The 20,807-nt window shown below is 70.8% G+C and carries 16 protein-coding genes; 6 read left to right on the plus strand and 10 right to left on the minus strand.

Translation table 11 applies throughout. The annotated features are described in order from the left end of the window. The first annotated feature begins 24 nt into the window (after positions 1-24). Positions 25-756 carry a hypothetical protein gene (locus tag KIK09_RS57865; protein WP_250573525.1) on the plus strand — a complete coding sequence of 244 codons (732 nt, stop codon included), beginning with the start codon at positions 25-27 and terminating at the stop codon, positions 754-756. A gap of 180 nt (positions 757-936) precedes the next feature. Here the strand turns inward: KIK09_RS57865 and KIK09_RS20655 are convergent, their stop codons facing one another. After that, complete coding sequence (locus KIK09_RS20655; RefSeq protein WP_214320913.1) at positions 937-2,571, minus strand: FAD-dependent monooxygenase; 1,635 nt, start codon at positions 2,569-2,571, stop codon at positions 937-939. Between the two features lie 89 nt (positions 2,572-2,660). On the opposite strand from KIK09_RS20655, the gene KIK09_RS20660 reads away from it, so the two are divergent. Further along, positions 2,661-3,269: a TetR/AcrR family transcriptional regulator C-terminal ligand-binding domain-containing protein gene (locus KIK09_RS20660; RefSeq protein ID WP_214320914.1), complete on the plus strand. Its 609-nt coding sequence runs from the start codon at positions 2,661-2,663 to the stop codon at positions 3,267-3,269. Positions 3,270-3,549: 280 nt separating this feature from the next. Here the strand turns inward: KIK09_RS20660 and KIK09_RS20665 are convergent, their stop codons facing one another. After that, positions 3,550-4,713: an acyl-CoA dehydrogenase family protein gene (locus tag KIK09_RS20665; protein WP_214320915.1), complete on the minus strand. Its 1,164-nt coding sequence runs from the start codon at positions 4,711-4,713 to the stop codon at positions 3,550-3,552. A 124-nt stretch (positions 4,714-4,837) separates the two neighbouring features. Here KIK09_RS20665 and KIK09_RS20670 point away from each other — a divergent pair, with 124 nt between their 5' ends. Beyond that, positions 4,838-6,151 (plus strand): UDP-glucose dehydrogenase family protein, encoded by a 1,314-nt coding sequence (locus KIK09_RS20670; protein ID WP_214320916.1) that lies wholly within the window; start codon positions 4,838-4,840, stop codon positions 6,149-6,151. On the opposite strand, the gene KIK09_RS20675 is transcribed toward KIK09_RS20670, so the two are convergent. The 5 genes from KIK09_RS20675 to KIK09_RS20695 all read right to left on the minus strand — a co-directional run bounded on the left by KIK09_RS20675 (position 6,127) and on the right by KIK09_RS20695 (position 13,651). Beyond that, positions 6,127-9,627, minus strand: coding sequence for a protein kinase domain-containing protein (locus tag KIK09_RS20675; RefSeq protein ID WP_214320917.1), 3,501 nt, complete (start codon positions 9,625-9,627; stop codon positions 6,127-6,129). The two genes, KIK09_RS20670 and KIK09_RS20675, sit on opposite strands and share 25 nt — an antisense overlap. 38 nt (positions 9,628-9,665) lie before the next feature. Next, complete coding sequence (locus KIK09_RS20680) at positions 9,666-10,394, minus strand: DUF4097 family beta strand repeat-containing protein (RefSeq protein ID WP_214320918.1); 729 nt, start codon at positions 10,392-10,394, stop codon at positions 9,666-9,668. 142 nt (positions 10,395-10,536) lie between these two features. Next, entirely contained in the window at positions 10,537-11,013 is a 477-nt protein-coding gene (locus KIK09_RS20685) for a hypothetical protein (protein ID WP_214320919.1), read from the minus strand. Positions 11,014-11,087: 74 nt separating this feature from the next. Further along, positions 11,088-11,864 (minus strand): S1 family peptidase, encoded by a 777-nt coding sequence (locus KIK09_RS20690; RefSeq protein ID WP_214320920.1) that lies wholly within the window; start codon positions 11,862-11,864, stop codon positions 11,088-11,090. Between the two features lie 152 nt (positions 11,865-12,016). After that, positions 12,017-13,651 carry a trypsin-like serine peptidase gene (locus KIK09_RS20695; protein ID WP_214320921.1) on the minus strand — a complete coding sequence of 545 codons (1,635 nt, stop codon included), beginning with the start codon at positions 13,649-13,651 and terminating at the stop codon, positions 12,017-12,019. A gap of 684 nt (positions 13,652-14,335) precedes the next feature. Here KIK09_RS20695 and KIK09_RS20700 point away from each other — a divergent pair. Genes KIK09_RS20700 through qcrB form a run of 3 tightly spaced genes read left to right on the plus strand, consistent with a single transcriptional unit; the run spans position 14,336 to position 18,757 of the window. Then, the gene (locus tag KIK09_RS20700) at positions 14,336-17,173 is read left to right on the plus strand and encodes an AfsR/SARP family transcriptional regulator (RefSeq protein ID WP_214320922.1); all 2,838 of its coding nucleotides are present in this window, start codon (positions 14,336-14,338) and stop codon (positions 17,171-17,173) included. 57 nt (positions 17,174-17,230) lie between these two features. Next, on the plus strand, positions 17,231-17,380 hold the full coding sequence (locus KIK09_RS20705; protein ID WP_214320923.1) for a hypothetical protein: 150 nt from the start codon (positions 17,231-17,233) through the stop codon (positions 17,378-17,380). Positions 17,381-17,437: 57 nt separating this feature from the next. Then, entirely contained in the window at positions 17,438-18,757 is a 1,320-nt protein-coding gene (gene qcrB / locus KIK09_RS20710; RefSeq protein ID WP_214320924.1) for a cytochrome bc1 complex cytochrome b subunit, read from the plus strand. A 103-nt stretch (positions 18,758-18,860) separates the two neighbouring features. Here the strand turns inward: qcrB and KIK09_RS20715 are convergent, their stop codons facing one another. From KIK09_RS20715 to KIK09_RS20725, 3 genes are all read right to left on the minus strand, one after another. Then, positions 18,861-19,577: an LLM class flavin-dependent oxidoreductase gene (locus tag KIK09_RS20715; RefSeq protein WP_308164210.1), complete on the minus strand. Its 717-nt coding sequence runs from the start codon at positions 19,575-19,577 to the stop codon at positions 18,861-18,863. Beyond that, positions 19,574-20,302, minus strand: coding sequence for a GNAT family N-acetyltransferase (locus tag KIK09_RS60075; protein WP_214320925.1), 729 nt, complete (start codon positions 20,300-20,302; stop codon positions 19,574-19,576). The genes KIK09_RS20715 and KIK09_RS60075 overlap by 4 nt, the downstream gene beginning before the upstream one ends. A 148-nt stretch (positions 20,303-20,450) precedes the next feature. Further along, positions 20,451-20,792: an STAS domain-containing protein gene (locus tag KIK09_RS20725; protein WP_214320926.1), complete on the minus strand. Its 342-nt coding sequence runs from the start codon at positions 20,790-20,792 to the stop codon at positions 20,451-20,453. Positions 20,793-20,807: the final 15 nt, after the last annotated feature.

The following is a 20,807-nucleotide window of genomic DNA, read 5'->3' on the forward strand; positions in this document are numbered from 1 at the left end:
GAGGTGATCTCTACCGTCTGCGCCATGACGACTGCGGTCCAGGCGTACTCCTACGCCCGCCCCTCCACGCTCGACGGCTCGCGGCTCGGCCTGTCCACCTCCGGTGGCCGCGCGCTGTCCGGCCCTCAGCGGCACCCGCGCTTCTTCAGCGGGCTGATCACCGAGGCGGAGCCTGCCGCGGCGGGCCTGCTCGCCCTGGCCGACGTGGCGATGACGCGCTATCACCAGCCCAGGCCGGGCTGGACCCGCGATCCCGTGGTCACCTGCGACGGCTCGCGGCTGCGGCTGGAGTCGTTCTCCGCCTGCGGCGGCGTGTACGCCAGGCTCGACCTGGCCGCGCTCGACGGCGACATCCTCGACCGGGGCACCACCAACGTGGACGTCAACGGGCCGCTGCGCGAGGCGCTGGCCCGCGTCGGCGGCGGCGATCCGCTCCACCTGGGCGTGGGCGCCGACGAGCTGGCCGTGACCACGCTGGACGGCGCCGTCATGGAAGCACTGGACCACTGCGCCCGATCAGGCGCCCACCGCGAGGTCTGGGCCATCTTGACCGGCCTCCTGCCGATCTACCTCCCGTCCCCAGGCGAACGCGCCCACGCCGGCCACGCCCGCGCCCTCCGCTTCGCCACGGACGCCGCCCGCTGGGCCGACGCCCACGGCTCCCTCCCCACCCTCGCGAACGCAGCCGCCCGCCCCACCTCCAGCGCCTTCACCACCACAGCCCACCACCTGCACACCTGGCTCACCCGCCCCTGAAGCCCTGCTCGCGCTCGAAGACCTCCATCGCGCGGACCACGTCAGTCACGACGTGGTCCGCCTCATGGCTCACACCCATTCGAGGCCCAGGTGGCGAGCGATCCGTGGCATCCTGCGCACGAGCTCGCCTTCGCTCTCGGGATCCCACTTCTCCCCATGGAAATCGTGTGTTCTGCTGTCTCAGCGTGCTGCTGGGCGGGCGGCTCCCAGCGCTCGTTGTACGGCGGCGGCGAGGGTGTCGGGGGCGGCGTGGGGAGCGCGCCAGGCGATCACGTGGTCGGGACGGATCAGCAGGGCGCCATCGTCGCCGATGCCGCAGGCGTTGGCGGGGCGTGCCGCTGCTGAGGTGATCCGGTGGGGCAGGAGCGTTGCGTTGAGGAAGGTGCCGTGCGGGTCCAGCCGGTGTGCGGCTTGTAGCCAGAGGCGTCCTTCGGGTCCGGCGAGAAGCAGGTAGCGGCCGTCGCGGACCAGGTCGAGCGTGGAGCCGGGCCCGTCCTGGCCGCTGAGGGGCAGGTGTGGCAGCCGGGTGCCGGGCTCGCCACGCCAGCGGTCCGGTTCCCCGGCCACCGGTAGATCGGCGGTGGCAGGGTCGTCACCAGGCATGGGATAGCGGTAGCCGATGGACACCGCCGCCTCGCTGAGCAGCGGACGGTCCTCGATCGGGACCCGGGCACGGTCGCGGGCGCGCAGCAGCGCCTGCTCCACCGTGATCCGGCCCACCACGCGGCGCTCGGGCTCGTAGTCCTCCAGTAGCCGCGGGTCGGCGTGGCCGCGCAGGACCGAGACCAGTTTGGTGGTGAGATTCCAGGCGTCCTGGATGCCGGTGTTGGCGCCGAAGCCGCCGGTTGGCGGCGTGACGTGCACCGCGTCGCCGAGCAGGAAGACCCGGCCGGCACGGTAGGAGTCAGCCACCCAGCCGCCCATCTGCCAGGGGCGGCGACCGGTGAGCGTGAAACGGGATGGAGGCAGCCCGAGCGCGCGTGCGACGATCCCACGGCACCGCTGGACATCGAACGTCGCCGGATCGTTGAGCGCGGGATCATAGGTCACCGACACCGTCCCGCGGTCCTGTGCGGTGTTCCAGGACAGGTACGCGTGCTCGGGCGGGCCGGTGAAGGCCAGGGCGAGCCGGCGGCCGTCGAGCACCTTGCGCATGTCGGCTTCGAAGCCGATCTCCATGACGTGCGCGATGACCTCGTTGCCGCTGCGGCCGATGCCCAGGCTCTCGCGGACAGCGCTGCCGTTTCCGTCCGCGGCCAGCAGATAGTCGGCCGCCACGGTGTAGGTGCTGCCGTCGGCGCCGCGTATGCGCGCCACGACCTGGTCCTCGTGCCGGCGCAGTTCGACCAGGCGGTGGCCGAATCGCAGGTCGGCGCCGGCGGCGTGTGCGTGCGCGCGGACGACCTCCTCCAGGTCGGCCTGTTTGAGGAAGGCGCTGGGGCATGGCGAGACGCTGCTGAAGTCCTGCGCGGCCGGCAGCCGCCAGCGCCGCAACTCCGGGCCGGCGAGCGAGGCGACCACCGCGGCGTGGTCGGCAGGCGGGAGGCGGTGCTGGACGGCATAGACGTCCTGGTCGACACCAACGGAGCGATACGCCTCCATCGTGCGTGGATAGAACAGCTTGGCGCGCAGCCTGGTCGAGACCGCCGCGTGCTTCTCGACCAGGACGGGCGTGACGCCGCGGGCGGTGAGGAACAGCGCGGCCGAGGCCCCCACGATGCTGCCGCCCACGATCAGGACGGGAACGCGTTCGGGCAGCGGATCGGCACCGGCCGAAGTGCCTGCCGTGACGGTTGCGGGGCCGGAATCGGACATGAGGACCTCCCTCAAACGAATCAGAACAGGTCTGTTCCATTATTACTGCATAAGACAACCAAACGAAACAGCCCTGTATCGTTACTGGCGTGAACGAGGAACTTCCGACCCGTCGCGGCGGGCGGCAGCGCGACCCTGCCACCGACGAGGCGATCATCGACGCGGTCCTCGACATGGTCGCCGCCGGCGCCACCCTCACCGGCCTGTCACTGGTGACCATCGCCAAGCAGGCCGGAGTCTCACGCAACAGCGTCTACCGACGTTGGAAGACCAAGGACGAGCTCTACCTCGACGTGCTGGAGACGATCAACGAAGCGCGGCCCTCCCCGACCGGCACCAGCACCCGTGACGACCTGGCCGTCCTCCTGCAGGCACTGGCCGAACGCGTCGTCGACAAGCGGGCCGGCAGCATGCTGCGAGCCCTCAACGCCGAGGCTGTGACCTTCCCCCGGCTGCACAGGCGCTACTTCGAGGAGATCGTCGCCCCCCGCAGGGAAGCCATGAACCAGGTCCTGCGACGCGGCGTGGAACGAGGAGAGATCCGGTCAGACGTCGACCCCGACTTGATCTCCGAACTCCTCGTCTCACCCCTCCTCGCCCGCATGGCATCGAGCAACACCGGTCAACTCGACCCGGTACGGGCCGGCCGACAGATCATCGACCTGGTCCTCGACGGTGCGGCGGCGGGACCGAGCTGATGGGAGCACTCGCCCGAAGAACGCGTCGCGATGCGGGTGGCGGCCACCCAAGGCGATCAGATCGTCCATTGCGGCCAGTCCCAGACCGCGTGCCTTCACGAACTCCTCGGCCCAGACCCGGAACGCAGCGTCCAGATCGATCAGCGTGTTGTCCAGATCGAAGAGCGCCAGTCGTTGCACATCGGGATCGTACGGAACAGCGACGGAACAGAGGGGTTGCCGAGCAAGAGAAGCCCGGCCTCCCCAGAATCGCGGAAGCCGGATCTTCGCAGTTCAGCGGCTACTTCAACAGCTGCCGGGCCATGACCATGCGCTGGATCTGGTTGGTGCCCTCGTAGATCTGGGTGATCTTGGCGTCGCGCATCATGCGTTCCACCGGGAAGTCGCGGGTGTAGCCGTACCCGCCGAGCAGTTGGACCGCGTCCGTCGTGATGTCCATGGCGGCGTCCGAGGCGGCGCACTTGGCGGCGCTGGACAGGAAGGTGAGGTCCTTCTGCGGCCGGCCGTGCATGGCCAGCTCCGACTTGGCCGCCGCGTGGTAGGTGAGCTGCCTGGCCGCCTCCAGCTTCATCGCCATGTCCGCGAGCATGAACTGCACGCCCTGGAAGTCGCCGATCGCGCGGCCGAACTGCTTGCGCTCCTTGACGTAGCCGATGGCGTAGTCGAGGGCGCCCTGGGCGATGCCGAGGGCCTGCGCGGCGATGGTGATGCGGGTGTGGTCGAGCGTGGCCAGGGCCGTCTTGAAGCCCGTGCCGGGCTCGCCGATCATGCGGGAGGCGGGGATCCGGACGTTCTCGAGGATGACCTGGCGGGTGGGCGAACCCTTGATGCCGAGCTTCTTCTCCTTCGCCCCGAACGACACGCCCTCGTCGGACTTCTCCACGACGAAGGCGGAGATGCCGCGGGCGCCCTCGCCGGGCTCGGTCACCGCCATGACCGTGTAGTACTCCGACACCCCGGCGTTGGTGATCCACATCTTGGTGCCGTTGAGCACGTAGTGGTCGCCGTCGAGCACCGCCCGCGTCTTCATCGCGGCCGCGTCGGAGCCCGCCTCGGGCTCGGACAGGGCGTAGGAGAACATCGCGTCACCGCGGGCCATCGCCGGCAGGTACTGCTCCTTCAGCGCGGCGGACGCCGACAGCAGCAGCGGCACCGTGCCGAGCTTGTTGACCGCGGGGATCAGCGAGGACGACGCGCACGCCCGCGCCACCTCCTCGATGACGATCACCGTGGCCAGCGCGTCCGCCCCCGCTCCGCCGTACTCCTCGGGCACGTGCACGGCGTGCAGGTCCGCCGCGACGAGCGCCTTGTAGACGTCCCAGGGAAATTCCTCGGTCTCGTCGGTCTCCGCGGCGCGCGGAGCGATCTTCTCGTCGGCGAGGGCCCTGACCGTCTCGCGGAGCATGTCGTGCTCCTCGGCGGGCGCGTAGAGAGGGAAGCTCATGGATAGATAGTAGGACGTCCGAGCATCTTGCTACCAGCTAGTACGGTTTGCCGGTTTATGCAGGTGGCACAGAGGAGGTAGCGGGGGCCTGTAACATGCCCTGGCGATCGAAAGGAGCTCACTCGTGCCATATCGCCTCACGGTGATCGGGACCGGATATCTGGGCATCACTCATGCAGCCTGCATGGCTGACCTGGGGTTCGAGGTCCTAGGGCTGGACATCGACGCCGACAAGGTCCACCGCCTGAACAACGGTGAGCTCCCCATCCACGAGCCGGGCCTGGAACCGGTGCTGCGCCGCGGCCTCGACTCCGGCCGGTTGCGTTTCACGACCTCCTACGAGGAGGTCGCGGCCTTCGGCGACGTGCACTTCATCTGTGTGGGCACGCCGCAGAAGCACGGCGAGTACGCCGCCGACGTCTCCTACACGGACAGCGCTGTCGAGTCGCTCGCCCCGCTGCTCACGCGCGAGTGCCTGGTCGTCGGCAAGTCGACCGTCCCCGTCGGTACGGCAGGCCGCCTCGCGGAAAAGCTCGCCAGGCTGGCCCCTGCGGGCGCCGTGACGGAGCTCGCCTGGAACCCCGAGTTCCTGCGCGAGGGCTTCGCCGTACAGGACACCATGAAGCCGGACCGGATCGTGATCGGCGTGCGGTCGGAGCGGGCGGAGAAGGTGCTGCGCGAGGTCTACCACCCGCTGGGTGACGTCCCGTTCGTGGTCACCGACTTCGCCACGGCCGAGCTCGTCAAGACCGCCGCGAACTCCTTCCTGGCCACCAAGATCTCCTTCATCAACGCGATGGCCGAGGTGTGTGAGGCCGCCCACGCCGACGTGCAGATGCTGGCCCAGGCGCTCTCCTTCGACGACCGGATCGGCGGCCGCTACCTGAACGCCGGGCTCGGGTTCGGCGGCGGCTGCCTGCCCAAGGACATCCGCGCCTTCATGGCCCGCGCGGGCGAGCTCGGCGCCGATCAGGCGCTGACGTTCCTGCGCGAGGTGGACGCGATCAACATGCGCCGCCGCGCCCGCATGGTCGACCTGGCTCGCGAGCTGGCCGGCGGCTCGTTCTACGGCTGCACGGTCGGCGTGCTGGGCGCCGCGTTCAAGCCGAACTCCGACGACATCCGCGATTCGCCGGCGCTGGACGTGGCCGTGACGATCGGGCAGCAGGGCGGCCTGGTCACCGTCTACGACCCCATCGCGCTCGACAACGCCCGCAAGGCCCACCCCGAGCTCAACTACGGCGACTCGGCCCTCGAGGCGGTCCGCGGCGCGAACGTGGTCCTGCTGCTCACGGAGTGGCAGGAGTTCGTCGACCTCGACCCCGAGGAGCTCGGCGCCGCGGTCGTCACCCGGAAGATCGTCGACGGCCGCAACGCGCTCAACGCCGAGCAGTGGCGCGCCGCGGGCTGGCACTACCGAGCGCTCGGTCGCCCGTAGGACGGGCAGATCGTCTCGTAGGGCTGGTCCGGCAGGTACTGGTGCCACTCCGACCGCGTCAGTGAGCGGCCCGCCAGGTTGCACAGCGTCGTGGCCGAGTCCCTGGGCATCACGATGGGCCACAGGCGCACCTGCTTCCCCTCGTCGGCGCCGGCCAGCATCGTCCCGTCGGGGTCGTAGGCCAGGGCCTGGACGGCGCGCCCGCGCCCGGGCAGCGGACGGCCGATCTGGCGCCGGGTGGCCACGTCCCACAGCCGCACCGTGGTGTCGGAGCCGCCGCTGGCCAGCGTGCGGCCGTCGGGGCTGAAGGCCAGCGCCCGCACCTGGTCGGTGTGCCCGGTCAGCGGCTGGCCGAGCTGCCTGCCCGACGGCACGTCCCACAGGTGGACCGTGCCGTCGCTGGAGGTGGCCAGGGTCCGGCCGTCGGGGGCGAAGGCCAGGGCGTTCGCGGTGCCCGTGTCGGTGAATTTCGAGATCTGGCGGCCGGTGCCGAGGTCCCAGAGCATGACCGTGTTGTCGCCGTACCCCAGGGCCACCAGCTCACCGGACAGCCCGAAGGCGGCCGCCCACAGCACCGCCGTCTCCCTGGCCACGCGCAGCGGCGCGCCCACGGGCGCCCCGGTGGCCAGCGCCCACCGGCGGACGGTGTTGTCCCCCGCCACGCTGACCACGCTCCGCCCGTCCCGCGCGAAGGCCACGGCCGAGATGCCGTAGGTGTGTCCCGAGCCGGTCCACAGCAGTTTGCCGCTGGCGGTGTCCCACAGGCGGACCTTCCTGTCGTATCCGCCGCTGGCCACCGTACGGCCGTCCTGGCTGATCGCGACGGCGGTCGCGCCCTTGGGGTGGCCGGCCAGCAGCCGGCCGGGCTCGCCACGCTGCCACAGGTGGACGGGCCCGGTGTCGTCCGCGCCGACCAGGTACGAGCCGTAGGCGAGCCCGTTCATCGAGCCGCCCGGCGAGACCGGCATGCCCACGGTCGCCTTCCACATGCGGATCGTGTCGTCGCGGCTGGCCGTGGCCAGGGTCCTGCCGTCGGGCGACCACGCCACGCCCTCGACGTCCTCGGTGTGGCCGGTGAGCGGGTCGCCGAGCGCGCGGCGGTTCTCCACGTCCCACAGCCGGACCGTCTGGTCGACGCTGGTGGTGGCCAGGGTCCTGCCGTCGGGGCTGAAGGCCACGTCCCGCACGAAGTTGGTGTGGCCCGACAGCGTGGCGAGCGGGCTGCGCGAGGCCACGTCCCACAGCCGCGCGGTCTTGTCGTCGGAGGCGCTGGCCAGGAGCTTCCCGTCGGGGCTGAACGTGACCGCCTCCACGGCGTCGGCGTGCCCGCTGAGCACCCCGGCGGCCTGGCGGCCGGCCACGCTCCACAGCCGGATCGTGTGGTCGTAGCTGGAGCTGGCAAGCAGCTTCCCGTCGGGGCTGAACGCCACCCCGGTCACCCCGTCGCGGTGCCCGGGCAGCAGGGCGAGCTGCCGCCGGGCCTTCACGTCCCACAGCCGGACCGTGCGGTCGTGGCCCGCGCTGGCCAGCAGCCTGCCGTCGGGGCTGAACGCCACGTCCTCGACGTAGCCGGTGTGCCCCGCGAGCACGCCCAGCGCACGCCCCGTCGCCACGTCCCACAGTCGCAGCGTGCGATCGTCTCCCGAACTGGCCAGGACCTTGCCGTCGGGGCTGAAGGCCACGCCGTACACCACCCCCTGGTGGCCGACGAGCGGATTGCCGAGCTGCTGTCCCGCGGCGGTCCAGATCTTGATCTTCGAGCCCTGCGTGCCCGCGATCAGCTTTCCGTCGGGGCTGAAGGCCACGTCGAAGGCGTCGTCCTGGCCGCCGCCGAGCACGCCGCGCGACGGCCCCGCCAGCGCGTTGATCATCGCGTAGCGCGCGTCGGGCGTCTGCGCGAAGCGCCAGGCCGTGACCGCGAGCAGCTGCGAGACCGTCGCGTCGCTCTCGCCGATCTCCTTGCTCTGCGCCGCGAGCAGCCGCGACAGCGCCGACCTGTTCTGCTCCTGGGCGATGGCGCGCTGCGTGTCCGCGTTGCGCGCCGCGATGACCGCGCCCGCCGCGGCCACGACCGCGACCACGAGGAGCGACACCAGCGCCACGACCGCCAGGCTGCGCACGCGCGTGGCGCGGGACAGCGCCCGGTTGCTCGCGTCGATGAAGTCGCGCTCGAGCCGGGTGAGCGTCAGGTGCAGCCGCCCCGCGACCACCCAGCGCTGGATCTCCTCCAGCCTGCTGCCGCGCAGCAGGTCCCCCGCCTTGCGCCCGTGCTCGTCCCAGTGGTGCGCGGCCGCCGTCAGATTGCCCAGTACGGCGAGCCCGCCCCGATCCGCCTCCACCCACCCGCGCAACCGTGGCCAGGCCCGCAGCAGCGCGGGCCGGGTGAGCATCACCTCGTCCTCGCGCCGCGAGATCAGGTACGAGAACACGTCCAGGACCCGCTCGACCGCGGCCCGCTGCGCCTTCGGGCGGTCGCCCAGCAGGTCGGCCAGCGCGGCCGGCCGGGCGGTCTCCACCTCGTCGGCGCCGATCGTGACCATGCGGAGGAAGACCTCCGGCGCCAGCTCCCGCTCGGCGTCGCGAAGCAGCCCGTAGGCGTCCTCGGCCAGCGCGCCGAGCGCCGGGTCGGCGGACGCGGTCACCAGCACGCCCTGGGCCCTGCGGCTGCCGGCAAGCAACAGTCCGTCGGTGTCCTCGTCGCCAGCGCCCACCAGCGCGAGCAGCAGTTCGCGGGCGGTCGGCCTGGCGTCGGGGTCCTTCGACAGCGCCGCCGCGACCAGACCCCGCAGCGGCGGCGGCAGCACCTCCAGGTCGGGCTCGAGCGACAGCACCCTGTGCATGACCGCGCCCAGGCTGTCGGCGTGGAACGGGTCGCTCCCCGTCGCGGCGAACAGCACGATGGCGCCCCACGCGAACACGTCCGCCGGGGCGCCGGCCCGCTGACCCGCGAACACCTCCGGCGCCATGTACGTCGGCGTGCCCGCCGCCAGCCCGGTCGAGGTCAGGGACATGTCCTCGGTCCGCGCCACGCCGAAGTCGATCACCCGGGGGCCGTCGGGGCCGAGGAGCACGTTGTCCGGCTTGAGGTCGCGGTGCACGACTCCGGCCTCGTGCACGGCGGTCAGCGCCGTCGCGATCGCGGTGACCAGGCGGCGCAGGTCGTCGCCCGTGATGCGGTGTCCATCCTGCACCGCCGTACGCAGGCTCGGCCCGGGGACGTACTCGCTGACGACGTACGGCGGGCGGGCCTCCAGGTCGGCGTCCAGGACGCGTGCCGTACAGAAGGAGGCCACCCGCCTGGTGGCGGTGACCTCCCGCTCGAGGCGGCCGTCAGGGGCGTGCAGGACCTTGAGCGCGACCCGCCTGCCCGCCCCGTCGTAGGCCTCGTAAACGACGCCCTGACCGCCCACACCCAGCCTGCCGGCCAACCAATATGCCCCGATACGCTGCGGGTCGTCCGGAGTCAGGGCCCCCATGTGCATGTGGATAAGACGCGGCAGGTCCGGCAAAGGTTCTATCCGCGGTTGATGCGGACCTCCCCGGCGCCGCTCCGCGCGATGATCGTACGGCCCGCGGAGGAGCCCGCGTCCTTGATCTGCGAGCGGGCACGGCCGTCGTCGCTCTTGACCGTCACCGCGTACTGGCCGTCGGGCACCGTGGCCGTCACGTTGCCGTCCTTCGTCAGCAGGTCGAGCCGCGTCGGCGCGACCGCGAACGTCAGGTCGATGCCGCCCCCGGAGTTGCGCACCTTGACGTCGGTGGACTTGAGCCGTTCGCCCGAGATGCCGTCGTCGCTGCCGTTGAGGCGCAACGCCCCCGAGGTGTCGTAGACCTGGATCCGCCCGCTCGACGACACGGTCACGTCCTGCGCCAGCCCGTTGACGATCACCCCGTCGTCGTCACCGTCGACGACCAGTTTCACGCCGGGCGGCACCTTGACGTGGTAGCGCCCGCCGCAGTCGCCGAACACCACCCGGCAGGAGGCCCCCAGCCGCAATGTGCCGTCCTTCAGCGACCAGGTCGCGTTGCCCTCCTGCGCGGCCTTCCCGCGCAGCCACCGCTCCACCTGCACGGACCCGGCAGTGCCCGGCTCGACCCGCAGCCCGCCGAGCGCCGACTTGATCGTCAGCGAGCCGCCCGTGAAGGGGAAGGACTGGGCGGAGTGGACCTCCTTCGCGTCCAGCTCGATCCCGCACCCCGTGAGCATGATCGCGGCCACCACTAAGATGATGATTCGCTTCATACGGCCATGCTGGCCAGCCCCGACACCCCCGCCATCGGCCATCTGACCGACCCCCCGTCCCTCTTTCGGTCAAACCTGGGACCGGAGGCGTTTCAGGGGATCCCTGCGGACGACGCCGCCGTTTCTGTGCGGTGAGGCCCGATCAGGGCTGCGAGGTGTCGCGGCTCCAGATCTGGGTGCACCGGGGGAGGTCTGCGATGCCACCGCCTTCCGGGATCATGCCCCAGAGGAAGGGGATCATGTACTGAGGCGGTTCGCCCAGGAGCACGGTCAGTTCGTCCTCGGTGACCGTGAGGGAGAACGACGCGCCAGGTTGCCCCGGGTTCCATCCTTCTTCGACGGCCCGCCGGATGCATCCACCGACCAGGACGGGCCGAACCGTGATCGTTCGCTCTCCAAACGAGTTGTCCGGCCGGGCGCAGGGGAGCGACACCACGAGAACGCCTCCCGGCTCCTCGGCCCGCTCGGCGGTGAAGCTCAACGGACTCCAGGTGTCGCCTCGGCCACGGGTCGGCTTGTGGCGCACACGCCACCGGTATGCGGTGCCGTCGACCGTGATGAGCCGCGAGCCTTTCCTCGGCATCACCACAATTGCCTCCAAGCTCTGCCCTTGCCCCATGGGAGCACCCGAACCAGCGCAAGCGTAACCGCCGTCCATCATCATGATCGACCGTTTTCCCAGGCATCCGCAGGCTAGGGAAGCGTGACGAACTTGCCGAGGAAGTGCCGGACGATGGGGGTGTCCAGCCGGTAGTCGAGGTTGGCGCGCCTGCAGGCGTCGTCCTGTCCGCTGATCGTCGTGGCGATGAGCAGATGCGAGTCGCGCCCACCCAGGAAGTTCGGGCCGCCCGAGTCGCCGAAGCAGGTGCTGCCGTCGCCCTTGGCACGGTCCGGTGTCAGCTCGAGCCACCTGCGGGAGACCGCCTTGAAGGAGATGGACGCCTGGTTACGGGTGTCGTTGTACCGGTAGTCGCCCTTCCTGGTCACAGACAGCGCGCCGTATCCGACCGGGGTGAATGGCGTCGCCTTCAGCTTCTTGTTGGTTCTGAGCTGGTCGAGCATGCCCGCGGCGGGCAACTGGGCGGGCTTGATGTCCGGGACGGCCGCGCTGAAGACGACGACGGCCATGTCGTGGAGGTCGGACTTCTTCTTGTACCGCGGATCGGGGATGTAGCGACCGGTGAAGAGCTGGGACCCGGGCTTGTACTCATTGACGAACGTGACCCGGGCGGTCTTCTGTCCTTTGTGTCCGCAGTGGGCGGCGGTGAGGAAGACGGTCGGGGAGATGAGCGTGCCGGTGCAGTAGGACCAGCTGCCGTCGGGATGCGCCTTCTGACCGATGAGGGCGCCCACCTCCGGGTGGGCGTTCCCGTCGGCGGAGCCGTTGGTGATGGCCGATGCGGGCAAGGAGATACCCAGGACACCCAGAACCAGCGCGGGGAGAATCGCGACAAAGGGGACAAATCGCATTCCCGGAGTGTATGCACGCTTGGCCGAAACATGACATACATGCGCAAAAGATCTATACAAGACCTGTCAGGCACACGTTGCGCAAAGCCGCCGCGCGATCACGCGGAAGTCGATGATGGAAGGCCCGGCGCGAACGCCGGGCCTTCACTGGGTCACTTCGTGGTCGGCAGGATGTTGCCGGACCAGGAGGCAGCGGCGGCCTTGTAGACGCCGGCCGCTTCCCCGTCGAAGTACGGCGAGGAGATCGCGTCGATCCGCTTGTTGTTGTCGGTGTCCAGGAACAGGCTGGTCACGCCGTTGACGTAGCCGAGGCGCTTGGCGTTGTTGTAGTTGGACAGCCAAGGTCCGCCGTTGGCGCCGCCGGTCATGGCGCACTTGAGGGCGACCTGCTCCTCGACCTTGTACGCCGCGACCTTGACGTTCTTCTGGCTGGTCTTGCCGTAGCACCACTTGGGCGTCACGCCCGTGTAGGGCTTGTTGCCGTCGGGGTGCGCCTCGTACGGGTAGCCGAAGACGCGCACGTACTTGCCCGTCGGCTGGTTGTAGGCGAAGCCCTGACCGCCGACGTTGTCGCCGAGGCGGCCGACGTCCACCAGGCCGCCGTCGCGCACGAAGTACTGCTCGACGACGAACTTGACGGGCGCGGTGGCCTTGACCCACTTGACCACCCAGTACTGCGTCTTGTACCAGGCGATCTCGTTGCCGTTCTTGTCCTTCTCGACCTCGAGGAAGCCGAGGAACTTGCCGTTGGCCTTGTCCTTCAGCAGCCTGTCGGACTCCTCCTTGCTGATCGGGACGCGGACGCCGTCGTTGTCGCAGAAGGCCGGCTTGCACCTCTCGCCGTTCTTCCACGCGGTCGTGGCCTCGGGCGCGCGGTCGTACTCGGCCTTGGTGACCTCGACGCCGAGCACCGTCACGCCGTCCTTGCCCTGGGCGTAGCCGCCCTTGCCGACGATCTCCTCGTCGGCGAAGGTGGCCTTGGGCGGGTTGACCGACTCGACGTTGGTGTCGCCGATCAGCTTCTTGTACGGGCCGTTGGGGCCGTACTTGCTGACCCCGTCGAGGTACTCCTTCTCGGAGATCTGCTTGGCCTCGACCCACTTGTCGCCGACGAACTTGTCGTAGTCGTCGCCGTTGACCTGGACGACCTTGCCGTCGACGAACTTGAGGCCGTTGTAGACGGTCACGAACGCGTAGTCGCGGTCGCTGTCCTCGTAGTTGGCGTAGTCGTAGTGGGTGAAGGCGGTCTTGCCGACGTAGATCCCGGCGGGCGCCTTGCCCTGGTAGTACATGGGCACGAAGACCCAGTAGCCGAGCGTGCCGGAGTTGGCGGCCTCGTCGTAGACGCAGTGGCCCGCGGTGGCGACCAGGTTGCGGAACTGCGACTGGATCGAGGTGGCCGAGCACCAGCGCGGCTGGCCCTTGCCGTCGAGGAAGAACACCTTGCCGATGGTCTTGGGCAGGTTCACGTTCTGCGACTTGACCGGGCTCTTCTTCTCCTGGCCGATCGGGGCGACCGTGCCGGGCTTGCCGTCGGCCGAGTACCCGCCGGTCATGACCACGCCGGTGCCCTCGGCCACATGGTCGTAGTTGTACGCGGTGGCCTGCTTGAGCGCCGCGTAGTTGGACTTGGACCAGAAGTCCAGCACCTTCTGGACCGCGGCGTAGTCCTTGGCCAGCGTGTCGGAGTCGACGTCGCCCGCGGCGCCCGCGGCGGTGGTGGTGCCGGCCAGCCCGGCGGCCAGCAGCCCTCCGGCCAGGAAGGTGGGGATGAGGATGCGCTTCACTTTCGATTACTCCTAGAGGTCTGTCGTGGCCCGCTTTTCTTACGGACCAGGCGTCAGAAGTGGAATGGCCAAGAACCTACAGCCCGATTTCCGGCTGTCCAGCGAAAAATTGGGCGCTATCTTTCTGTGACAAAGATTGACGATGCGTCCGCGCAGGTGAAAAGCATTCAGGCGTCCTGGAATGTGACGCACATCACGGCACCGAATCGCTTTCTCGTGCGTCTGCGAAAAGGCCTCTGACGTGCGCGAAGGCACGCCTCGAGAACAACTCGAGACGTGCCTTCGCTATCCCTTTGTTGACGCATTCGCGCGTATATGAGTCCCCCTTCGCAGGACGCTGTGAAGCGGCATGAAAGCACGACGACATTGATGCGAATTAAACGCGGGCGTCAAAATCGTCTAACGCGGGTACGGCAGGCCGCGGTGCCGTCCGGTGAATCGGAGACGGAACATGCGAGGGATGCTGGTTCGCCGGCCTTTACGGTCGGTGGACGGCGGATTGACGCGGCGGCCATGGCGGCGGCGAGCGCGAGCCTGCGCCCGATGGTCATGGGCTCTCCTTCCTGGAGGTAGGAGCCCACGATGGAGGCCGCCCTTCGACGGCGCCGTATACGCGACGTAGAAGATCTGTTTACCGGGCTTGGCCAGCATGGCTGCGACTACCAGGACTTGGGGGAACAGACCATGACGGACTGGCGCATCGACCTGCTCGGCCAGGTTCGCGTCCGCGACGGCGCGGGCGAGGTGCCCGTCGGCACTCCGCAGCAGCGTGCCGTACTGGCCATGCTCGCCCTGCGGGCGGGGGAGTTCGTGCCGATCGGGGACCTGGTCGACGGCATCTTCGGCGAGGAGCCGCCGCGCACCGCGCACACGACGATCTCCACCTACGTCACCCGGTTGCGCGGCGTGCTCGACCGCGACAGGACGGGGCTGCTGACCTCGGCCTCGGGCGGCTACGTGCTGCGCGTCCAGCCGTACCAGGTGGACGCGCACCGGCTGTCGGCGCTGACGTCCTCGGCGGCGCGTGCGGTGGCCGAGTCGCGGCTGGCGCAGGCGCTCGAGCTGTACCGCGAGGGCGAGGCGCTGTGGCGTGGCGAGCCGCTGGCAGGGGTCGCGGGGCCGTGGGCGGACAGGCAGCGCTCGGCGCTGGCCGAGCGGCGGCTGGCAGGACTGGAGGCGAGGCTGGCGGTGGAGCTCGAACTCGGCGAGCACCACGCGGTGGTGGCCGAGCTGGCGGGCGTGGCCGAGGCGCACCCCTTCAGGGAGCGCCTGCAGTCGATCCGCATGCTGGCCCTGTACCGGGCGGGCCGCCAGGGCGAGGCGCTGGCCGTCTACCAGGAGGTGCGCAGGATCCTGGCCGACGAGCTGGCCGTGGACCCGGGCCCGGAGCTGACCGAGCTGCACGCCGCGATCCTGGCCGCCGACCCGTCGCTGAACGCGCCCCTGTCCGCCCTGGCCACGCCCAAGCCCGCGCAGCTGCCCGCCGCCATCGACGGGTTCACCGGGCGGGCCGATCTGCTGGCCGACATCGTCAAGGCGCTGGAGGAGACGGGCTCGGGCGCCGCGCCCACGCTCGTCGCGGTCTGCGGGATGGGCGGCGTCGGCAAGACCACCTTCGCCGTCGGCGCGGCACACGCGGTGCGCCACCTGTTCACCGACGGCCAGCTCTACGTCGACCTGCGCGGCGCCGAGGCGGAGCCGGTGCGTCCCGCCGAGGCGCTGGCCCGCTTCGTCACCGCGCTCGGCGTGCCGGCGGACGCCGTGCCCGACGGGGAGAGCGAGCGCGCCGGGCTGTTCCGCTCGCTGCTGTCGGACAAACGGGTGCTGCTCGTGCTCGACAACGCCCGCGACCTCACCCAGGTGCGCGAGCTGCTGCCCGGCTCGCCCTCCTGCGCTGTGCTCATCACCTCCCGCACCATGCTCGCCTCGCTGCCGTCGGCCAGGCACGTCGCCCTGGACGCGCTCACCGAGGCGGAGGCCAGGCAGATGCTGGTGGCGATCCTGGGCGCTGCCAGGGTCGAGGCGGAGGAGGCGGACGCCGCCCGGCTGATCGAGCTCTGCGGGAGGCTGCCGCTGGCGCTGCGCATCGCGGCCGCGCGGCTGACCGCCAGGCCCGCGTGGCGGCTGGCCGACATGGCCGAGCGCCTGGCCGACGAGCGCGGCCGCCTGGCCGAGCTGCGCAGCGGCTCGCTGGCCGTCGAGGCGTCGTTCGCGCTGTCCTACGAGCAGGCGACCCCGGCGGAGGCGGACGCCTTCCGCCTGCTCGCCGCGCCCGACGCCGTCGAGCTGCCGCTCACGGCCTGCTCCGCCGTGCTCGGCCTGCCGCCCGCGCAGGCAGAACCGCTGCTGGAGAGCCTGGTCGACGTGGCGCTGCTGCAGTCGCCCGCCCCCGGCCGCTACCGCCTGCACGACCTGGTCAAGCTGTACGCCCGCCGCCGCGGCGCCGACACCGAGGAGAGCGCCGCCGCCCGGGCCGCGCTCGCCGACTTCTACATCGCCGCGCTCCGCTCGGTGGTCGCCCTGCTGGCCCCCGGCGACCCGGTCTACGCCGCCTGCGGCGCCCGCACCCAGGTACGGCAGGCCGCCGAGCCCGCCGACGCCGCGCTCTGGCTGCAGACCGAGCGGGAGGCGATCGTCGGCGCGCTGGCGGGATGCGCGGGCGACCGCCTCGGCGACCTGCTCGAGCTGGTCTACACGGCGGGCGACAGGCACATCCCGGCCGACGCGCTGCGCCCGCACGCCGCCCGCCTGGCCGCGCACGACCGGGCCAGGGCGGAACGCGTGCTCGGCGGCCTGCTGCTCGAGGAGGGCAGGGACGCCGAGGCGGCCGCCCACCTGCGCCGGGTCGTCGAGCTGCCCGGCGTGCCCGGCTACCTGCTCTGCTTCGCGCTCGGCGAGCTCATGGTGGCCGAGACCAACCTGCGCAACCGCGCGGAGGCCCGCGGCCTGGCCCGCCGCAAGCTGGAGCTCGCCGGGAGCCTGGGCAGCGTCACCCACGCGGTGCACGGGCGCACGCACCTCGGCGCCCTGCTCGACGATCCCGCCCAGGCGCTCGAGCAGTGCGTGCGGGCGCTCGCCCACGCCCGGGACGAGCGGGCCGACCCGATGGTCATCGCCATGATCCACGCCGACCTGGCCGCCATCCAGTGCCGCGCGGGGCAGCACGAGGACGCGGTCGAATCCCTGACCGAGGCCGCCCGGCTGTGCCCGCCCGACACGGTGGTGCGGGCCACGATCCACTACCGGATGACCGAGCCACACCTCGCGCTGGGCAGGAACGACGCGGCCCTGACCCAGGCCTACAAGGCGCTGGCCGTGGCGCAGGCGCTGTCGGACGAGCCCCGCCAGGCCATGGCGCTGGTCGCGCTGGCCAACGTGCACCGCGCGGAAGGCGAGGCCCCGGCCGCCGTCCGCGCGCTCACGGCGGCCCACGCGATCTTCACCCGGTTCGGCCTGGCCGCGGACGCCGCGGAGGCCGAAGAAGCATGCCGTTCGGTTATGGATGCAGGTATTGGACGGTAAAGCGGTCCCGCGAGCAGGATCGATCGCGTAACCGAGATCACGGAAAGAAGGATCGGAATGAACGCGCTGATGATCCGTTTCGAGGTGCCGGACGAGGGAGTCGCGGACGTGGCGCTGCGCGAGCTGCAGGCGACCGTGGCCGAGCACGCCGTGGGGGAGGCGCCCACGCCGCAGCCGCTGGAGGTTCTCGGAACCTACGGGTTCTGACGTCGGGATTGTCACAACTGGGGGCGCTATCCCGTCTGTTTCGTAGAGGGGGTTGCGATGATGCGTTTCAGACGGATGGACCACTGGTCGTTCCTGTTCGGGGAGATCGCCCTGTACTGCTTCGCGGTCCTGACGATCACGGGAGGCCTGCTGGCCTTCCTCTTCGATCCGGACATGAGCCGGACGATCTACGACGGTTCCTACGCCCCGCTGCGCGGCGTCGGGGTGAGCAAGGCATTCGCCTCGACGCTCGACATCAGCTTCGAGGTGCGGGGCGGGCTGCTGCTGCGGCAGATACACCACTGGGCGGCGCTGATCTTCATCGCCGCGGTCTGCGTGCAGTTGCTGCGGCTGTTCTTCACCGGCGCCTTCCGCCGGCCGCGCGGGCTGCACTGGCTGGTCTGGATCGGCGTCCTGCTGCTCGGCATGGCGGCCGGGATCACCGGCGGGATCCTGCCGGACGACATGCTCTCGGGCGGCAGCCTCGGGCTGATCCAGGGAGTCACGCAGTCGATCCCGGTGATCGGGACGTTCCTGGCCGGGCTGCTGTTCGGTGCGGAGTTCCCCGGCGAGCAGGTCATCCCGCTGTTCTTCTGGCTGCACGTCCTGCTGCTGCCCGCGGCCATCGCCGGGCTGCTGCTCGTGCGCCGGTGGCTGGTCAGGCGGCACGGCCACACCTACTTCGCCGGAGCCGTCCCCGCGCGGACCGCTCCGTCGTCACTGGCGCTGTTCGTGGCCACCTGCGCGGTGCTGTCGCTGCTCGGGACGTTCGCCCAGATCAACCCGATCTGGCAGTACGGGCCCTACCAGCCCGGAGCCATCAGCGCGGGATCGGTGCCCGGCTGGTACATGGGCTTCCTCGACGGCGCGATCAGGATCATGCCAGGCTGGGAGGTCACCGTGTTCGGGTACACGCTCACGCTGGCCGTGCTCGTGCCCGCGCTGCTCGTGCCCGGCGCCTTCTTCACCGTGCTGGCCGCCTACCCGCTGATCGAGCGCAAACTGACCGGCGACCGCGGCGTCCACCACGTCCTCGACCGGCCGCGCGAGGCGGCGACCAGGACCGCCGTGGGCGCGGCAGGGGTCGCCTTCTACGGCCTGCTGTGGGCGGCCGCCGCCAACGACCAGATCGCCTACAACTTCCACGTCTCGCTGTACGCGGTGACCTGGTTCTTCCGTGTCGCCGTCTTCGCCGGCCCGCTGCTGGCCTACGCCATCACCCGCCGCCTGTGCCTCTACCTGGCCGAGCAGGAGCGGGAGACGGCACAGCACGGCCTGGAGACCGGAGTGATCACGATGACCCCCGAGGGCGGATTCCGCGAGATCACCACACCGCTGGACCGCCCGGCGGTCAACGGGCCGCCAGCAGCCATATGACACCGCTCCAGTTACGGCGGGCCGCCGCCACCGGCCGCCCGCCGTACTTCGGCTGAGGGCCCGCGCCCGGCGCTTCCGGCGAGTCGGTGACGGTCGCCCGCCGTCACGGCGACGCGTGTCCCGGGCACCACGGTCCCCCTGGCCCGCCGTACAAGGCGCCGGACGACCGCCGCACCACGTCTCGCCGACCCCGGCGCGCGAATCCCACGGTGGCCGATCCCCGCCGTGGCCAGCCTCGTGGCCAGGCGGAGGCGCGACCCGCTCGACCAGGCCGGGTGGGGTCGAAGCCCTCGGGGATGATCGTGCCCTGCGCCACGCGGCCCGACAGCGCCAGGGAACGCGGGCTCATCACGCCCGCCAGCACCGGCGGCGGCTCGGCGGGCGGGTGTACCAGGCGGATCCCGTCGAGCCGGACGTGCCTGCCGTCCAGGCTGACCGTCTCGCCGCGCAGCAGCGCGCGGACGGACGTGATCGTCTCCTCGAGCAGCGCCAGGGGAGAGGACACGGCGGCGCCCACCTGCCGCATCCAGTCCTGCACGCCGTGGCCGATGCCGGCCGCCAGGCGGCCCGGGTGCAGACGGGCCAGGTTGGCCAGCTCCATCGCCAGCAGCGCCGGGTTGCGCAGCGGGGCGGGGGTGATGCCGATGCCGACGCGCAGGCGGGAGGTGGCGGCCAGCGCCGTGGCGGCCGAGGAGATCGCCCCGGTCCAGCCCAGGTCCTCGACCACCCACAGGTCGTCGACCACGCCGTCGAGCTCTCCGGCGAAGGCGACCAGCCCCTCGGGCGGCAGGTCGCGGTCGTACATGACGCCCAGCCTCACGGTGCTCTCCAGTAGTAGCGGAACAGGCGGCTGACCTCGGAGTAGCCGGCGCGCGTGAAGGCCGCCGCGGTAGGCGTGTTGGCCACGTCCGTGGCGGCCACGATGCGCGCGATCCCGGCCTCGGCCAGGGTGCGGGTGCCGTGGGCGAGCAGGTCGTCGACGTAGCCCTGGCCGCGGTGCGAGGGGATCACGCCGATGTAGGCAATCGAGTGATCGTCGGGCGCGACCAGGCCGACCGGGACGTCGCCGGCATAGCCGACGACGAACCAGTCGGGCTTGCCCCTGCGGTTGATCAGGTCGTCGTACATGGCCTTGGCCTCGCGCTCGGGTCCCACCGTGGACAGCTCCAGCCGGGTGTCGTAGTCGAGCGACCCCTGGGCGATCCGGGCGATCAGGTCGAGCACCTCGGCCTCACTCAGCTCACGGGCCGGGCGGTAACGCAGTCTGCCGGGGTCGTCGGGCAGGTCCGTGCCCGCGCGCCACTCGAGCAGCAGCCGCTCGACCTCCATCCTGAACCCGGCCCCGACCAGCGCCTCGTGCTCCACCCTGCGGTCGACCTCGGGCGACAGGCCGGGCGGCAGCGAGATGTCGTGGATCATCTTGGCCGTGCCCAGGCTCCGCAGCCCCCGCCTCAGCAGCCGCGCCCCGGCCTCGGGGTCGAGCCCCGGATCGAAGTGCCAGGTGACGACCGGGTCGGCGCCGCGGAACGGCGCCCAGAAAGCCACCCGGGCCTGCCCCTCGGCGAAACACCACTCGGGTCGCGTCTTGCCTTCCTCATACGCGGCACGCAGCTGGGATCGGGCAGGTTCGGGGAACTCGTCGAACAATGTGCGGGCCTCCGGCGCGGCAGGTGATGACTGGCAACATCATCTCCTACGCGGCCGCTCCCAGTGCCAGCCGGGCCTCCGCCAGCGAATCCATGGTCTCGAAGTGCCGGTCCAGGTTCGTGATCGTGAGCAGATGGGTGATCATCCCGGGCGTCACCACGAGGATCAGCCTGCCGCGGGCCTGCCGTACCCGGTTGAGGACGGCGACGAGCACGCCCAGGCCGACGGAGTCGCAGAAGGGTACCTCGGCGAGATCGAGCACCAGGTTGGGCGGTTCCGCAAGAGCCTGTTCGATCTCTGCCCGAAGGCGGGGGGCCCCGGCCACGTCGAGGTCGCCGACCACTTCCACGACCGCGCAGTGGTCCTCCCGCCACGATCTGACCACCATGCCCGTCACCTGCCC

Origin of the sequence: Nonomuraea sediminis (genome assembly GCF_018531495.1) — a bacterium.
Lineage (GTDB): Bacteria > Actinomycetota > Actinomycetes > Streptosporangiales > Streptosporangiaceae > Nonomuraea > Nonomuraea sediminis.